Origin of the sequence: Hyphomonas oceanitis SCH89, from assembly GCF_000685295.1 — a bacterium.
Classification (GTDB): Bacteria; Pseudomonadota; Alphaproteobacteria; order Caulobacterales; family Hyphomonadaceae; genus Hyphomonas; species Hyphomonas oceanitis.
In genome coordinates this window covers 114,400-129,942 of the sequence record NZ_ARYL01000004.1, presented here as the reverse complement: position 1 = coordinate 129,942, position 15,543 = coordinate 114,400, and the positions used below count along the sequence as shown (strand labels likewise).

Annotated in this window: 15 protein-coding genes and 1 other RNA gene; 11 read left to right on the top strand and 5 right to left on the bottom strand. The window is 60.6% G+C overall.

Features of this window, described 5'->3' with window-relative positions; translation table 11 throughout:
• The first annotated feature begins 29 nt into the window (after window positions 1–29).
• The 6 genes from adh (at window position 30) to HOC_RS04420 (ending at window position 6,581) form a co-directional block, all read left to right on the top strand.
• A complete protein-coding gene (gene adh, locus HOC_RS04440) occupies window positions 30–1,553 on the top strand; it encodes an aldehyde dehydrogenase (RefSeq protein WP_035536114.1) in 1,524 nt (507 codons plus the stop codon).
• Window positions 1,554–1,662: 109 nt separating this feature from the next.
• Entirely contained in the window at window positions 1,663–2,040 is a 378-nt protein-coding gene (locus tag HOC_RS04435; RefSeq protein WP_035536259.1) for a DUF779 domain-containing protein, read from the top strand.
• Window positions 2,041–2,098: 58 nt separating this feature from the next.
• Window positions 2,099–2,188: signal recognition particle sRNA small type (gene ffs / locus HOC_RS21685), an RNA gene on the top strand.
• A gap of 275 nt (window positions 2,189–2,463) precedes the next feature.
• Window positions 2,464–4,332: a ribonucleoside-diphosphate reductase subunit alpha gene (locus HOC_RS04430; protein WP_035536113.1), complete on the top strand. Its 1,869-nt coding sequence runs from the start codon at window positions 2,464–2,466 to the stop codon at window positions 4,330–4,332.
• A 351-nt stretch (window positions 4,333–4,683) separates the two neighbouring features.
• Window positions 4,684–5,550, top strand: a complete 867-nt coding sequence (locus HOC_RS21040) for a lipid A-modifier LpxR family protein (protein ID WP_051624518.1) — start codon at window positions 4,684–4,686, stop codon at window positions 5,548–5,550.
• A gap of 17 nt (window positions 5,551–5,567) precedes the next feature.
• Window positions 5,568–6,581, top strand: coding sequence for a lipid A deacylase LpxR family protein (locus HOC_RS04420; RefSeq protein ID WP_051624517.1), 1,014 nt, complete (start codon window positions 5,568–5,570; stop codon window positions 6,579–6,581).
• On the opposite strand, the gene HOC_RS04415 is transcribed toward HOC_RS04420, so the two are convergent.
• A complete protein-coding gene (locus HOC_RS04415; protein ID WP_035536111.1) occupies window positions 6,578–7,618 on the bottom strand; it encodes an NAD(P)-dependent alcohol dehydrogenase in 1,041 nt (346 codons plus the stop codon). The genes HOC_RS04420 and HOC_RS04415 overlap by 4 nt on opposite strands.
• A gap of 131 nt (window positions 7,619–7,749) precedes the next feature.
• Between HOC_RS04415 and HOC_RS04410 the strand changes: the two genes are divergently transcribed.
• Window positions 7,750–8,301, top strand: coding sequence for a chloramphenicol phosphotransferase CPT family protein (locus HOC_RS04410; RefSeq protein WP_035536109.1), 552 nt, complete (start codon window positions 7,750–7,752; stop codon window positions 8,299–8,301).
• A 3-nt stretch (window positions 8,302–8,304) separates the two neighbouring features.
• Here HOC_RS04410 and alkB read toward each other — a convergent pair whose 3' ends face one another.
• Window positions 8,305–8,940 (bottom strand): DNA oxidative demethylase AlkB, encoded by a 636-nt coding sequence (gene alkB / locus HOC_RS04405; RefSeq protein ID WP_035536108.1) that lies wholly within the window; start codon window positions 8,938–8,940, stop codon window positions 8,305–8,307.
• Window positions 8,940–9,632, bottom strand: coding sequence for a 2OG-Fe(II) oxygenase (locus HOC_RS04400; RefSeq protein ID WP_051624516.1), 693 nt, complete (start codon window positions 9,630–9,632; stop codon window positions 8,940–8,942). Before HOC_RS04400 ends, alkB begins: the two co-directional genes overlap by 1 nt.
• 136 nt (window positions 9,633–9,768) lie before the next feature.
• On the opposite strand from HOC_RS04400, the gene HOC_RS04395 reads away from it, so the two are divergent.
• From HOC_RS04395 to HOC_RS04385, 3 genes are all read left to right on the top strand, one after another.
• The gene (locus tag HOC_RS04395; RefSeq protein ID WP_035536106.1) at window positions 9,769–10,233 is read left to right on the top strand and encodes an OsmC family protein; all 465 of its coding nucleotides are present in this window, start codon (window positions 9,769–9,771) and stop codon (window positions 10,231–10,233) included.
• A gap of 113 nt (window positions 10,234–10,346) precedes the next feature.
• Complete coding sequence (locus tag HOC_RS04390; RefSeq protein WP_035536105.1) at window positions 10,347–11,039, top strand: TerC family protein; 693 nt, start codon at window positions 10,347–10,349, stop codon at window positions 11,037–11,039.
• Window positions 11,040–11,133: 94 nt separating this feature from the next.
• Complete coding sequence (locus HOC_RS04385; RefSeq protein ID WP_035536103.1) at window positions 11,134–11,484, top strand: hypothetical protein; 351 nt, start codon at window positions 11,134–11,136, stop codon at window positions 11,482–11,484.
• Between the two features lie 11 nt (window positions 11,485–11,495).
• On the opposite strand, the gene HOC_RS04380 is transcribed toward HOC_RS04385, so the two are convergent.
• A complete protein-coding gene (locus HOC_RS04380; protein WP_035536101.1) occupies window positions 11,496–13,283 on the bottom strand; it encodes a sensor domain-containing protein in 1,788 nt (595 codons plus the stop codon).
• Between the two features lie 401 nt (window positions 13,284–13,684).
• Between HOC_RS04380 and HOC_RS04375 the strand changes: the two genes are divergently transcribed.
• Complete coding sequence (locus tag HOC_RS04375) at window positions 13,685–14,713, top strand: ribonucleotide-diphosphate reductase subunit beta (RefSeq protein ID WP_035536252.1); 1,029 nt, start codon at window positions 13,685–13,687, stop codon at window positions 14,711–14,713.
• Between the two features lie 55 nt (window positions 14,714–14,768).
• Here HOC_RS04375 and HOC_RS04370 read toward each other — a convergent pair whose 3' ends face one another.
• Window positions 14,769–15,392 carry an energy transducer TonB gene (locus tag HOC_RS04370; protein WP_162174804.1) on the bottom strand — a complete coding sequence of 208 codons (624 nt, stop codon included), beginning with the start codon at window positions 15,390–15,392 and terminating at the stop codon, window positions 14,769–14,771.
• Window positions 15,393–15,543 lie beyond the last annotated feature (151 nt).

The following is a 15,543-nucleotide window of genomic DNA, read 5'->3' as shown; positions in this document are numbered from 1 at the left end:
ACGAAGAAGCCAATGGAGGAAATATCAACATGGCCGACACCCAGTTTCTCGATTCCACGACAATGACGTCTCCGTTCAAGGACCGTTACGACAATTTCATCGGCGGCAAGTTCGTCGCCCCCAAGGCCGGGCGTTATTTCGACAACCCATCACCCATCACAGGCAAGACGATCTGCGCCATCGCGCGGTCTGATGCGTCAGACATCGAACTTGCCCTCGATGCTGCCCATGCCGCGAAGGATGCCTGGGGCAAAACCCCGGTTGCCGAACGCGCCCTGATGCTCAACCGTATCGCGGACCGCATGGAGGAAAACCTCGAACTCCTCGCCACCTGCGAGACCTGGGATAATGGCAAGCCCATCCGCGAAACCATGGCCGCAGACATGCCACTCGCAGTCGATCACTTCCGCTATTTCGCAGGCTGCATCCGCGCGCAGGAAGGCGGCATCAGCGAGATCGACAATGACACCGTCGCCTATCACTTCCACGAGCCCCTTGGCGTCGTCGGTCAGATCATCCCATGGAACTTCCCCCTGCTGATGGCCGTGTGGAAACTCGCGCCCGCGCTCGCTGCGGGCAACTGTGTCGTCCTCAAGCCAGCCGAGCAGACGCCCGCCTCGATCCTCGTCTTCGCCGAGCTGATCGCAGACATCCTGCCACCGGGTGTGCTCAACATCGTCAACGGCTTTGGTCTCGAAGCCGGCAAGCCGCTCGCCTCCAGCAAGCGCATCGCAAAGATCGCCTTCACCGGCGAGACGACGACCGGCCGCCTCATCATGCAATATGCCTCCGAGAACATCATCCCGGTCACGCTGGAACTCGGCGGCAAGTCGCCGAACATCTTCTTCGCAGACGTCATGCGCGAAGATGACGACTATCTCGACAAGGCTATCGAAGGCTTCGTCATGTTCGCCTTGAACCAGGGCGAGGTCTGCACCTGTCCGTCCCGCGCCCTTATTCACGAGTCGATCTATGACCGCTTCATGGAACGGGCCCTGAAGCGCGTGGCGGCCATCAAGCTCGGCAATCCGCTCGATCCGTCCACCATGGTCGGCGCACAGGCCTCCTCCGAGCAGAAAGAAAAGATCCTCTCCTATTTCGACATTGGTCGTCAGGAGGGCGCGGAAGTCCTTATCGGCGGGGCCGCTGTCGACCATGGCGGCGACCTTGCGGGGGGCTACTACATCCAGCCGACGGTCCTCAAGGGCCACAACAAGATGCGCGTCTTCCAGGAAGAGATCTTTGGCCCGGTCGTCTCGGTCACCACGTTCAAGGATGACGCCGAAGCGCTCGCCATCGCCAATGACACGCTCTATGGCCTCGGCGCCGGTGTCTGGAGCCGCGATGCGAACACCTGCTACCGCTTCGGCCGCGCCATCCAGGCGGGCCGCGTGTGGACCAATTGCTACCACGCCTATCCGGCCCATGCGGCCTTCGGCGGATACAAGCAGTCGGGCATCGGCCGCGAGAATCATTCCAAGATGCTGGATCACTACCAGCAGACCAAGAACATGCTGGTCAGCTATGCCCCGCAAAAGCTCGGCTTCTTTTGATCGCCTGAAGGCGCCCCTTCAGGCTGACAAGCGGTTCCGGCGCGCGCGCCTTCCTGTTGCGCGCCGGAACACGCCAAAGCTTTACCAGTTGCCCGAAACCGGAGGTCGCATGACCGAAGCGCCGACCATCCCCCCACGCGTCACCGCCACGGCAGCGGCGCTCCGCCTCATCGAGAAGATTCGCAAGGATCATCCCGAGATCATCTTTCATCAGTCCGGCGGCTGCTGCGATGGCTCCAGCCCCATGTGCTACCCGGCGGACGAGTTCCGTCTCGGCGACGTCGACATCTGCCTCGGTGCGGTCGATGGTGTGCCCGTCTACATATCGTCCAGCCAGTTCGACGCGTGGCGGCATACCCAGCTCATACTAGATGTAGTGCCTGGGCGTGGCGGCATGTTCTCGCTCGACAATGGCCGCGAGCAAAGGTTCCTGTCGCGGGCCCGCGCTTTCTCCGCTGAAGAGCGCGTGATTCTTGGGGATACCTGAAACCGACTCATCCTCGCCCTTGCGATTCGCTGTCTCTCCGCGCATATAGCCCGGAGGAGGCAGGTGGCGGACGGGCCATTCGCCAATCGGGTCAGATCGGGAACGAAGCAGCCCCAACGAGTTCCGCCCGGGTCGTTCGCCTGTCTCCGCCTTTTTCCCCCGATTTCTGGATTGACCCCGACGGTCGCCTGCTGCACGAATAAGCAGTTGCGCAATTCGCCTTTGGGGGCGGGTGATCCGGCGTCGCGTTAAGGCTTTGTTAACCCGAATTCCACGCCAAATTTGACACTTTCACGAATTGTCCCGTTGACCCACTGTTAACCTTCGGACACTATATGTTGTGTCAGGAGAGAAGTTGGGCGCCATATCTGGCGACCGGGGGCTTCAGTTCCTATATTTAACAATGAAACTGGAGGGCTGCACATGTCTGCATCCGAGGCCAAGTCTGTGACCAAAAATTCGCCCCGTAAAGGCAAGCCGAAAGCCGGTGCCGAGGCGGTTTTGCGCGTGGTCGAAGGCGCGCCCGTGCAGACGGATCCATCGCGTGACGCCCTGCTGACCGAGTTCGGCAAGACGACCCTGCGCGACCGCTACCTGCTGCCCGGCGAGTCGTATCAGGATATGTTCGCGCGTGTGTCGCTGGCCTTTGCCGACGACGCCGAGCACGCCCAGCGCCTTTACGACTATATGTCCAAACTCTGGTTCATGCCGTCGACGCCCGTCCTCTCTAATGGCGGCGCTGCGCGCGGCCTGCCGATTTCCTGCTTCCTCAACCAGGTCGGCGATTCGCTTGACGATATCGTCGAGACCTGGACCGAGAATGTCTGGCTCGCCTCCAATGGCGGCGGCATCGGCACCTATTGGGGCAATGTCCGCTCCATCGGCGAGAAAGTCGGCCAGAACGGTCAGACGTCCGGCATCATCCCCTTCATCCGTGTGATGGATTCGCTGACGCTCGCGATTTCGCAGGGCTCCCTGCGCCGCGGTTCGGCTGCCTGCTATATCGACGTCCACCACCCGGAAATCGAGGAATTCCTCGAAATCCGCAAGGCGTCCGGCGACTTCAACCGCAAGAGCCTCAACCTGCACCACGGCATCAACATCACTGACGACTTCATGGAAGCCGTCCGCAATGATGAAGACTATGGCCTGGTCAGCCCGAAATCGGGCGAAGTCCTGCGCACCATCAATGCCCGCAAGCTCTGGCAGAAAATCCTCGAGCTGCGCATGCAGACCGGCGAGCCTTATCTCCTGTTCACCGATACCGTGAACAACTCGATGCCTGCGCACCAGCGCAAGCTCGGCCTCAAGGTCACCCAGTCGAATCTCTGCTCCGAGATCACGCTGCCCACCGGCGTCGACCATCGCGGTCAGGATCGCACGGCTGTTTGCTGCCTCTCCTCGGTCAATGCCGAGAAGTTCATGGAATGGTCGAAGGAAGAGCACTTCATCGAAGACATCCTGCGTTTCCTCGACAATGTGCTCGAAGACTTCATCGAGCGCGCGCCGCCGGAAATGGCCCGCGCCGTCTATTCGGCCAAGCGCGAACGCTCGGTCGGTCTCGGCCTCATGGGCTTCCACTCCTTCCTCCAGATGATGAACGTCTCGATGGAAGGCGCCATGGCCAAGGTGTGGAACGAGAAGATGTTCAAGCACATCCGCCAGGGTGCAGATGCCGCCTCGGTCAAGCTCGCCAAGGAGCGTGGCCCCTGCGAGGATGCCCGCGACGTCGGCATGATGGCCCGTTTCAGCCACAAGCTCGCCGTGGCGCCAACCGCGTCGATCTCGATCATCTGCGGCGGTACATCCGCAGGCATCGAGCCGATCCCGGCCAACGTCTACACCCACAAGACGCTGTCGGGCTCGTTCACGGTGAAGAACCAGCAACTCGAAACCCTGCTCGATCAGAAGGGCCTCAACACTGACGAGATATGGACTTCCATCCTTGAGCATGAGGGCTCGGTCCAGCACCTTGAATGCCTCGACGAGCACGAGAAGAACGTCTTCAAGACCGCCTTCGAACTCGACCAGCGCTGGATCATCGAGCTGGCGGCCGACCGCACGCCCTATATCTGCCAGTCGCAGTCGCTGAACCTCTTCCTCAAGGGTGATGTCTCCAAGTGGGATCTCCACATGCTCCACTGGACAGCATGGGAACGCGGCCTGAAGTCTCTCTACTACTGCCGCTCCAAATCGGTGCAGCGTGCAGCCTTTGCCGGTTCCGAACGGATCGAGGGCCAGACGCTCGACACGCCGAATACCGATTATGACGAGTGCCTTGCCTGCCAATAGGCCGGTCTCACAATCCACGCATGGCAAGGCGGTCAGTCCAATCGGGCTGGCCGCCTTTCGCATTCAGGTGGAACGTCTGCCTGGCTGAATTTCGTGCAAGGTCTTGCCGGGTTGCCGCAATTCGAACAAAAATTCATACGGATTAACAAGATTGATGGGCCCAACGGCCCAATTCTTGCGGGAAAAATCGAAAAAAATGCGGGTTGTGGAACCGTAACTACAGGAAGGCGTTCAATAGGGCGTAATTAATCTTTTACGAGCGAAAGGCATTTGGGGATCCTGTGTCCTTTATGCTACATTAAGTCGGGTAAGGTGTAATTCTCTACAAGCGTGAGCGTACGAGGATTAGCCATGAAGGGTGTCAAGCGTATGGTATTCGCAATAGCATCAACAGTCATGACCATGGCCTGCCAGGGCTGTGTGTCTACATCTCCGCATGATTTTGTCCGGAGCGAACCGGCCGTGCCGCCAAGTCTCGGCATGAGCATGGCAGTGCCTTCGGCGCTTGGAACCCACAATATTCAAGCCGAACAGCCTGCCGACGTGTCGGTTCATGTCGTCGACGGCGCACCTGCGCATTTTTCAGGCACAGTGCTCGGTGTGCTGCCAGCCCCGGTGGCACAATTCAATAACGGGTCGACCGCCAGTTTCGACTCACTCGCCGGCATCGTCCCGTCTGACCTTCCGGAGCTCTCCTGGACCGGCAGCCCCGCTCTGGTGGCAATCGCAGCCGAACGCGGCAAGCTCGGCATGGGCGCGCCAACCCAGATCGAAAAAGACATCGCCGCCGAAGTGGCCTTCGCTGCGCCCCGCGCCCTGACCGGCCTCAAGTTTGACGTCGGCGTCGCCCCGCGTATCGCCGTGCGGGATGATGGCGAACTCCTCAGCCAGCGCGTCGGCGGTGAAGTCCGGATCGGTAAGGATCTGAACATCCTCGACAAGAACGGCCAGCCTCAAGGCTGGTACATCTTCGCCGGCGCCGATGGCGAAGCCCTCATCTGGGATGCCGGCAACACCAGCTTCGCCCCAAATCTCAACGACATGTCCCTGACCGATCAGGTCACGGTCGGCGACCTTCAGGCAGGCGTTTCGATCCAGCGGGCAGGCGGGGAGCTTTCGCTCAGCTACATCCGCCGCGAAGTGAAATACGAAGACCGCAATGGCAGTTTCAGCAACACTGAAGATTTCGCAGGTGTAAGTTTCACGATGCGTCGATAGATGCTAGTTCACCGGTCATGATGTTGACCCACACCTGTTCACGGGTCGCGCTTGTCGCGGCCCTTTTTGTTACGCCCCTGGCTCATGCCCAGGAGGTAAAGAAACCCGCGGTCGTCTCGCTCACTGTCGAGAACGACAAGTTCGGCGGTGGCACGGACCGAAACTACTCCAACGGTTTGCGCATTGAGCGCGTGTCCGGCGCCGACGAAATCTTCCCGGCGCTCGAATGGGTTGCCGACCGCATTCCCTTCCTCGATCTGAAGCGTCAGGAACTGCGCCAGGGCTTTGCCCTCAGCCACGTCATCTTCACGCCCGAGGACAAGACGCTGGCCGTGCCAGACCCGACAGACCGGCCCTATGCCGGCTGGCTCTACGCTTCAGGCACGATTGTCGGCACCAATGGCAACACGCAGGACACGCTGCAGGTCAATCTCGGCATTGTCGGCCCCTCTGCGGGCGGCGAATTCGTCCAGAACAATTTTCACCGCATCATCGGCGTCGCGGAGGCGCAGGGCTGGACCAGCCAGCTGAAGGATGAACCCGGCGTCGAGATCATCGCCCAGCGCCTCTACCGCTTTCCGGGGCCAACCTTGCCGCTCGGCGTCGAAACCGATCTGGGTTTCGACCTTGGCGGTGCGCTCGGCAACGTGCGCACCTATGCGTCCTCGGGCCTGACTGCGCGGATCGGCTGGGACCTCGATTCCAGCTTCGGCCCGCCGCGCATCCGTCCGGCCCTGTCAGGCGCTGGCGAGTTCATCCCCGGCACCGAAGAGAATCCCATGGGCGGCTACTTCTTTGTCGGCGTCGCTGGCCGCGCCGTCGGCCGCGACATGTTCCTTGATGGCAACCTGTTCCGCGACAGCCCCCGCGTCGATGATCGCAAGACCTATGTCGGCGATCTTCAGGCCGGCCTCGCCATCCACTACCGAGACGTCCAGCTCGCCTTCACCTATGTGAACCGCACCGAGGAATTCGACGCGCAAGTCACGCCCCAGCGTTTCGGCGCCTTCTCCATCTCCGTCGCCCGCTAGAGCGTCGCCATATCAATCACGAACCGGTATTTCACGTCGCCTTTGACCACGCGGTCATAGGCGGCGTTGATATCCTTCATCGCGATCACTTCAATGTCGCTGGTCACGCCATGCTCGGCGCAGAAGTCCAGCATCTCCTGCGTCTCCGCGATGCCGCCAATGCCCGATCCCGCCACGCGCTTGCGTCCGCTCAGCAGCAGGCCGCCATGCATCGGCTCCAGCGGCTCGATTGCCCCGACAATCACCATCGTGCCATTGCGTCCAAGCAGCATGAGGTAGGGGTTCAGGTCATGCTTCACCGGCACGGTGTTCAGCAGGAAATCAAAACTTCCCCGCTGCGCCTTCATCGCGTCCCTGTCCGTCGACACCAGGACGTCATGCGCGCCCAGACGCTTGGCATCGGTGCCTTTCTCTTCTGACGTTGTGATCATCACCACTTCGCAGCCCATCGCCACGGCAAACTTCACGCCCATATGGCCGAGGCCGCCCAGCCCGATCACCCCCACCTTGTCACCGGCCTTGACGTTCCAGTGTTTCAGCGGCGACCAGCTGGTGATGCCTGCGCACAGCAGGGGCGCCACTTCCGCCGGGTTCAGCCTATCGGAAACCTTCAGTACGAATTCATCGCGCACCACTATCTGTTTCGAATAGCCGCCATGCGTCTGCCCGCCGATCACCGGCTCGGTGCCGCCATAGGTGCCCGTCGATCCTTTCTCGCAATACTGCTCGTCGCCATCATGACAGGCCCCACACGTCAGGCAGGCATCCACCAGGCAGCCAACACCAACCGTATCACCCACCTTGTGCTTGCGAACATTTGCGCCAGTCGCGCTGACTTTTCCGACAATCTCGTGTCCCGGAACAATCGGATACTTCGTCCGGCCCCATTCATTGCGCGCCGTGTGGATGTCGCTATGGCACACCCCGCACCAGGTAATGTCGATCAGCACATCATTAGGCTGCAAGTCGCGGCGCGTGATCTCGAGTGGCTCAACCGGTGCTTCCGGGCTCTTCGCAGCATAGGCGGCAACTTGCATCGTCTTCTCCCTTGTTTTTCTTTGTGCCCATGGTGCACGGCCTGCCGGCAGGAGTCGAGAAGGGAAGCGGTTGCCGCACGGGTATGCGGCCGATAGATGTAGGGCATTCAGTCACTGGTGAAATATTCCCTATGCGGTCAAAGGTCGTCATTCTCAACGGCACCAGCAGTGCAGGCAAGACCACGCTAGCCCGTGCTCTGCAGGCCGTGGCTGAGCAGCCTTTCCTGCATGTGCAGATGGACACCTTTCTTGAGATGATGCCGCTGCGCTATGCGCATCATCCGGAGGGTCTACGGATCCTGCCACTGGAAGGCATCGATCCCCCGGAAGTCATGATCAAGACGGGTCCCTATGCGGCCCGTGTCCTGCGCGGCATGCGGCACGCTATTGCTGCCATGGCGAATGAAGGGCTCAATCTCATCGTGGATGATGTCATGCTCGATAAGGAGCAGGACGAGTATCAGGCTCTACTTGCGAGCCATGACGTCACCTTCGTCAAAGTCTACGCCACGCTTGAGGCGAGCGAGCGACGGGAAGTCGCGCGGGGTGATCGCGAGATCGGCCAGGTTCGCTGGCAATACGGGCGCGTGCATGCCCACGTCCACTACGACCTTGAAGTTGATACGACAGCCAGCACGCCAGAAACCTGCGCCAGATTCCTTACCGCCGCGCTCAATCTCTGAGCCTCACCCCGCCTTGCGAAACGTCAGGCTGATGCGTCGTGCGCCGATCACCGGGTGATCGCCTGCTTTGATCGGCAGCACGCCATGATAGGCAAGGCGCGCCTCCCGCCCGAACACCAGCGCGTCGCCATGCTCCAGCAGCACAGTCTGCTTCGGGCCAGCCCGCTCCGTCCCGCCAATCACGAACCGGCCGGGCAGGCCAAGCGACACAGATACAACCGGCTGGCCAAGGTCCTGCTCGTCCCGGTCTTGGTGCGGCGTTAGCCGCGCGCCGACATCATAGCAATTGATCAGGCAGGCATCGGGGTCAAAGTCCGGCGCCCCGAACGCCGCCGCCGCCCGCACGGCAACATCGCGCAAGGCGTCGGGCATGTCCGGCCATGGCCGCTCGCTCAGCGGGTCAACCGCCTGATACCGATAGCCCGCCCGGTCAGACACCCATCCAACCCGTCCGCAATTCGTCATCGACACTGACATGGTCTTTCCCCCCGGAGTCACCAGATGCCGGAACGGCGCCGCCTTCAGCACAGGGTGCAGCGCGGCCCATATAGCGCCCGCATCGGCAAAGCTCGGCAAGTGCAGCACGCCTTCGCCATGCCACGCTTCGCCCGGCCTCAAATCGCTCAACAGGTCAGCCATCAGGTCGCCTCATGGAAGATAATGCCCGTCGCAAACCGCGCGCCCCGCGTCAGCGTACTGACACCGTGCCGCATCTTCACGCGATAGTCGCCCCGCGTGCCTTTCACAGGCCGCTCGTTCACCGCGAACACCACCGCTTCGCCCGCGCGCAGCGGCACGACATGCGCTCGCGACTGCATCCTTGGTCTCTGCTCGGTCATCACAAATTCACCGCCGTCAAAATCATCTTCTTCACTCAACAGGATAACGATCTGGAGCGGAAAAACGATCCCGCCATACAGATCCTGATGCAGGCAATTATAGTCCCCGGACTTATAGGAGAGGATCAGCGGCGTCGGTCGCGTCTGTCCCGCCGCGCGGCATGTCTCCAGAAAGTCGGCATGCTCGGCCGGATAGTGCATGTCCGGGCGCATCCGCTCAGCCCAGCGATTGGCGATGGCCGCGCAGCCCGGATACAGCGCCTCCCGCAGCGCCGCGATCGCGGCGGGCAGGGGATAGCGGAAATACTTGTATTCCCCCCGCCCAAACCCGTGCCGCGCCATATGCACATGGCTGCGATAGGGTGCGCTCTCACCGAACGCGCCGACCAGCGCCGCTCGTGCATCGGCCTCCAGCAGCACGCCCAGCGAGGCAAAGCCGGTTGCGTCCAGCGCTGCTTCAACATCTGCCCAGTAAATATCTGCGACACGCATGGGGCCTCCTGTCAGTTTCCGGTGCCTGACTAGACCGGCGAAGCGGCAACCGCATTCCGATTCATGCGGCTTGATCCTGGCCGTCGCGGCGGGGTAAACAGCGGCAGCCGCAATGTGCACATTCGGGAGACCTGACATGGGTAAACATACAGCCATCATCAGATGGTCGCGTGGTGAGGGGGACTTCAAGGCCAACAAGCACACACGCGCGCATGAGTGGGAGTTTGACGGCGGCCTGAAAGTGCCGGCTTCGGCATCACCTGATATTGTCCCGCTGCCGTATTCAGTCGCGGGTAATGTCGATCCCGAAGAGGCCTTTGTCGCGTCAATCTCCAGCTGTCATATGCTGTTTTATCTCCACAAGGCGCGTGATGCCGGCTTCGTCGTCAACACCTATGAAGACCAGGCCGTCGGTGTGATGGGCAAGAATCCGGCCGGTCGCATGGCGATCACCCGTGTGACCCTGAACCCGGTCGTCAGCTATGAGGGGCTCGCCCCGTCCGCCGACCAGATTGAAGCCCTGCACCATGAGGCGCACGAACTCTGCTTCATCGCCAATTCGACGACGGCCGAAATCACAACAAGCACAGCGCGCTCCTAGAAGCGGAGACCCGTTTCAACAGGTATGGCATTGCCGCCTGAACCGATCACCCCCATCTGAGTAACGAAGCCGACAGCATTTCCAGGTTAACCGGCAAGGAAAGCCTTCCCGCCATGACGCCAGATTTCCTGACGCCGGAACTCATTCAGGCGTTCTTCGCCGTTATCGCAATTGACCTCGTCCTGGCGGGCGACAATGCCGTGGTAATTGGCATGGCCGCCGCCGGCCTGCCAAAGCAGCAGCGCGCCAAGGCCATTCTCATTGGCGTCATCGCCGCCACGGTGCTGCGCATCGCCTTTGCGCTCGTTGCAGCCCAGCTCCTCCTGATTGTCGGCCTGCTCTTTGCCGGCGGCGTCCTGCTGCTCTGGGTCGCGTGGAAGATGTGGCGCGAGCTTCAGGAACACGCTGCGCACAACACGGCTGAAGCCCTTGCGGCGGAAGACCTTGATGGTGACGGCACGATTGCCGGGCAAAAACCTGCCAAGTCCCTGCGCGCCGCCGTTGTGCAGATCATCCTCGCCGACGTCTCCATGTCGCTCGACAATGTCCTCGGCGTCGCCGGCGCCGCGCGCGAACATCCTTGGGTGCTGGTCTTCGGCCTCACGCTGTCCATCCTGTTGATGGGCCTCGCCTCATCGCTGATCGCGCGCATCCTTGGCAAGCATCGCTGGATCGCCTTTGTCGGACTTGCCGTGATCCTCTATGTGGCATTGCACATGATGTGGCAGGGCGGTCTGGAACTTTGCACCGAGGGCCTGCCCATGCTCGGCGCCCATGTCCCGGCCGCCTGCGCGGCGACACACTAGCGACCTGATAAATCCATCTTGCGGGCCGGTCGGGACAGGCAGATAATAGAACCTGTGCCAGCGCATGCTGGTGTTTTCATGGACAACACATCTCATGGGCCGCTTCCTGAAAGCCCTGGTCATGACGCTCCTCATCATGGAGATCACGACCATTGTCGACCTGACCGCCGTCTGGACACTCCTCGCCGAACTCCACGTCCCGCAGACCTTCGTCAACATTGCCCTGGCCATCTCGGTCGTCGGCCTCGTCGTGCTCACAGCCTTCGTCTTCCGCCGCGCCATGCGTGCCGAGCGTCGTCTCGAATCGGGGCTGGAGACAAGCGATTGGGAAGACGTGCCGCTGACTGCCTCTCAGGCCGTCATGCCGGTGAATGCGACCGCGCCTGGCCAGCCGCGCCCCGTGCTGCCAGCCCACCTGTCGCCGTCATCCCGCCACGCTCACTAGCGCGACAGGTCTCAGGCCACTTTCTCGCGATACTCGCCCAGCCATTCGTTCATTTGCGCATAGGGCAGGGGCGGGGAAAACAGGTATCCCTGCATCAGGTCACAGCCGATGGAGGTGATGAAGCTGGACTGCAGCCGGGTCTCTATTCCCTCGGCCACCACCCGCACATCCAGCGCCTTGGCCAGCTCCATGATCGAGATCAGCAGGTTGCCCACCTTGTTGTTCGTGCCGAGTGCGCGCACCAGCGACTGGTCCAGCTTCAGCTTGTCCAGCGGCAGGTCCAGCAAGGCTCGCAGGTTTGAAAACCCTGTGCCGTAATCATCCAGCGCAATCTTCACGCCTGCAGCACTCAGTTGCTCGAGGTTGGCGTGCGCCAGACCAAGATCGCTGACAATGGCTGATTCCAGGATCTCAACGCAGATACTTTGCGGACTGATCTCCATCGCCTTCAGCCTGCCCAGAAACTTCTCTGCGAAATCCTCACAGACGATGTCCTGCGGTGAAATGTTCAGTGAAAGGTAGTTGATCAGGCCATTGTCCAGCCACGGCTTTACCTGCTCCAGGGCCATGGTGCGCAGATGCTTGTCGACGTCACTCGCCATTGCGGCCATGTGGGCGAGTTCAAACAGCTCTGCCGGATCGATCGGCCCCAACTCCTTGTGCGTCCAGCGCGCCAGTGCTTCGACACCGCGAACAGTGCGTTTGCTCGTACAGATGATAGGCTGGTAATAGGGCACTATTTCGCCATTGGCGATGGCCTCGGGCAGGTCCCTCATTATCCGTGTACGGCGCTTTTCGGCATCATTGAGTTTGTGATCGAAAATCAGAACGCGTCCGCGTCCAGACTGCTTGGCCCGGATCAGGGCAATATCGGCATAGCGCATCAGCTCTTCAGCGTCGGTCGCATCATCGGGATAGACGGCCATACCGGCGGACCCGGAAATGCTGATCCTGCGATTACCATCCTTGACCGGACGGAAGGCATATTGGCGCGCCTCTTCGAATCCCTGGCTCAGGGCTTCCAGGCCGATATTCGGCAGTTCTGTCAGCAGGGCGAATTCGTCACCGCCCCAGCGGGCCACGGCGAATACGTCAGATAGCTCATTGAGCCGCCTGCCGACGACGGTCAGCACCTTGTCGCCGGACGCATGGCCAAACCGGTCATTGATCTGCTTGAACCGGTCAACATCGATGAACGCGACGCCGAAGGGCTTGCCGCTTTCCTTGGACGCAAGGATGGCTTTTTCGATCTCGGCATCAAAGCCCAGACGGTTCATGAGACCGGTCGTCGCGTCCGTCCGCGCAATCTGCAGCGTACTGGAATGCATGCTTTCAACTGCGGTCAGGCGCTGTTGCAGCTCCTCATGCCGTTCGGACCAGGAGGTTTCCAGATGCTGTTTCTGTTCTGCCGGTTCCCGGCGCAAGGCTTCGGATATCCACGCCCGGTCCGTCGTCGCTGCATCAGATTTGAGTGTGGCGAGAATGATGGCGACCAGGCCGAGCGACCCGTCGGGCAAGGTCAGCGGTATCTTGCGGGTCAGTGCAAAAAGGCCCTCACCGATCTCTTCCTCATTGAGGCTTTCCTCGCCGCCGAATACGCGGCGGTCCTGGGTGCGGAACACCTTGACTTGCTCCATCGGGAAATAGGCAGAATCATCCTTCCCGATATAGTCATCGGTGCCGATAAGTTGCTCGAACGCGGCGTTGCCATAGATCCATTGATGCTTCCCGTTCTTGGCGAAGACCGGATAGGGCAGGGCATCGAAAATCTGCCGAAGATGTTCAAGTGCGGAGATCATGGGGGCGGTCTCTATTGCGTCCCCGCTTGCGTGGGCATTATCGCAGGCCATTCAGGGTCGTAAGAAGGTTGGTCAACAAAACGCATCAGGCGTGTATATATTATATATAATAAACAATAAGCTAATCTGACGTACGAATTTGTCCCGAGATGCGCATTAGGGTTGTGCGTGCGCCCCCTGCAAAATGCCCCGCGACCGACGGGGGACTCGCACCGGAATCGGGCGTATAAGAAATTTGGGCGCATTTGCCCGCAAACACGTCGCCAGCGCTTTTCCTGTGTGCAGGCCTGTGGACAAGTGTCGCAATCGTTACCGGAACATCTTGCGTCATTAACCTGAATGAAGCACTATATGTGGTGTATATTACTCCAGACATCGACATGAACACCAAGGAGGCCCCCATGGCTGACGGACACCAGAATTTGCCAGGACTGCTGACACCCAGCTTTGCCTACAAGCCGTTTCGCTACCCGTGGGCCTATGACTTCTGGAAGAAGCAGCAGCAGGTCCACTGGATGCCCGAAGAGGTGCCATTGGGTGAGGACTGCAAGGACTGGGCGGTCAAGCTGTCGGACGGCGAGCGTAACCTGCTGACCCAGATCTTCCGTTTCTTCACGCAGTCCGACGTCGAGGTCGGCGCGAACTACATGACCAATTACATGCCGCTCTTCAAACCGACCGAAGTGTCGATGATGCTGGCCTCCTTCTCCAACATGGAGACGATCCACATCGCGGCTTATGCGCTGCTGCTGGAAACCATCGGCATGCCCGATTCCGAATTCTCCGCCTTCATGGAATATCAGGAGATGTCGGCGAAGCACGACTATCTCGGCCAGTTCGGCTGTGAGACCAATGAGGACATCGCCGTCTCCATGGCCGTCTTCGGCGCCTTCACCGAAGGCCTCCAGCTCTTCGCCAGCTTTGCCATGCTGATGAACTTCCCGCGCTTCAACAAGATGAAGGGCATGGGCCAGATCGTCACCTGGTCGATCCGCGATGAGTCGCTCCACTGCGAAGGCATGATCAAGCTCTTCCACGCCTTCTGCGCGGAAACCGGCGTGATGACTGACGCGCTGCGCGAGAAGATCCGCGAAAACTGCCGCACCGTGGTCGCGCTGGAAGACAAGTTCATTGAACTCGCCTTCGAAGCCGGCGAGATCGAAGGCATGACGCCCGACGATATCAAGCAATACATCCGCTATATCGCCGACTGGCGCCTCGGCCAGCTGAAGCTTGAGCCGATCTACGGCATCGACAAGCACCCGCTGCCCTGGCTCTCGGAAATCCTCAACGGGGTCGAGCACGCCAACTTCTTCGAACAGCGCGCCACCGAATATTCCAAAGGCGCAACCCGCGGCGACTGGCACGGCGAAGACGGCGTCTGGACCAATTTCGACAAACGCAAACCCGCCTCCGTCCCGGCGGAATAGTCCCCTTCATCCTCCCCCGCTTGCGGGGGAGGTGCCTGCGCAGCAGGTGAAGCGGTCACTCACCCAGCTTGAAATTCAGCGGATATTCCAGCCCCGTCACCGTCACGAACTGGCCGTCGACGAGTTGCGGCGCGAACTCCGCTTTCGAGACCGAGCTTTCCGCTTCGCTGACGAAGACAGGGTCGCTACACGTGGCCGAGACGCGGAACGGCTTGCCACGCGGGTCGATACTGAACGCCACATTGCATGTCCCCGAAATGCCCCGCTCGGCGGCCCGGCGCGGATAGACAGGCAAAGGCGGACGCACCACCTGATAGTCGCGCGAGGATACGACAACCGGCTTGATCGTCGGCATCTGCACATGGCTCGACAGGCCCTCCGGCACGGCGCCGGGCACGACAGGCGTTGGCAGGAAAATGTCAGTCTGCGTCGCGGACGCGCGCGGCGGCGGAGGCGGCTGCGTGGCCGATTCCAAAGGTGTGGGCTTCGCGCGGTTGGTAATCGGCGCATCCGGGTCCGGCCGCTGCGGCGTGATCGCATCCAGCACGCGCGAAGCCACTGGAGCAATCGTGATCTCCTTCACGTCGATCAGCGAATTCATCAGCAGGAACAGGCCATAGGCCACCGGCAGGGCCATCAGGGCGGCGGCCGGTGTGCGGGTTGCGGTTGAGTTCAGCATGCGTGTTTCCTCCGGTTTTGCCGGGCCGGTCATCCGGTCCCGTGTCAATTATTGTGATGTAATATTGTTACAAATACGGCGCACGTCAATCGAAATATGGGCCGATCCCTCCAAAGGCCACACGGTTCGCATCGAGATTGATGAAATTGCT

Bases quoted from the DNA above. Each gene is read 5' to 3' on its own strand.
- HOC_RS21040 (WP_051624518.1), top strand. From the start codon at position 4,684: ATGAAGGGTGTCAAGCGTATGGTATTCGCAATAGCATCAACAGTCATG.
- HOC_RS04395 (WP_035536106.1), top strand. From the start codon at position 9,769: ATGGGTAAACATACAGCCATCATCAGATGGTCGCGTGGTGAGGGGGAC.
- adh (WP_035536114.1), top strand. From the start codon at position 30: ATGGCCGACACCCAGTTTCTCGATTCCACGACAATGACGTCTCCGTTC.
- HOC_RS04435 (WP_035536259.1), top strand. From the start codon at position 1,663: ATGACCGAAGCGCCGACCATCCCCCCACGCGTCACCGCCACGGCAGCG.
- HOC_RS04410 (WP_035536109.1), top strand. From the start codon at position 7,750: ATGCGGTCAAAGGTCGTCATTCTCAACGGCACCAGCAGTGCAGGCAAG.
- HOC_RS04370 (WP_162174804.1), bottom strand. From the start codon at position 15,392: ATGCTGAACTCAACCGCAACCCGCACACCGGCCGCCGCCCTGATGGCC.
- HOC_RS04420 (WP_051624517.1), top strand. From the start codon at position 5,568: ATGATGTTGACCCACACCTGTTCACGGGTCGCGCTTGTCGCGGCCCTT.
- HOC_RS04400 (WP_051624516.1), bottom strand. From the start codon at position 9,632: ATGCGTGTCGCAGATATTTACTGGGCAGATGTTGAAGCAGCGCTGGAC.
- HOC_RS04415 (WP_035536111.1), bottom strand. From the start codon at position 7,618: ATGCAAGTTGCCGCCTATGCTGCGAAGAGCCCGGAAGCACCGGTTGAG.
- alkB (WP_035536108.1), bottom strand. From the start codon at position 8,940: ATGGCTGACCTGTTGAGCGATTTGAGGCCGGGCGAAGCGTGGCATGGC.
- HOC_RS04380 (WP_035536101.1), bottom strand. From the start codon at position 13,283: ATGATCTCCGCACTTGAACATCTTCGGCAGATTTTCGATGCCCTGCCC.
- HOC_RS04390 (WP_035536105.1), top strand. From the start codon at position 10,347: ATGACGCCAGATTTCCTGACGCCGGAACTCATTCAGGCGTTCTTCGCC.
- HOC_RS04430 (WP_035536113.1), top strand. From the start codon at position 2,464: ATGTCTGCATCCGAGGCCAAGTCTGTGACCAAAAATTCGCCCCGTAAA.
- HOC_RS04385 (WP_035536103.1), top strand. From the start codon at position 11,134: ATGGGCCGCTTCCTGAAAGCCCTGGTCATGACGCTCCTCATCATGGAG.
- HOC_RS04375 (WP_035536252.1), top strand. From the start codon at position 13,685: ATGGCTGACGGACACCAGAATTTGCCAGGACTGCTGACACCCAGCTTT.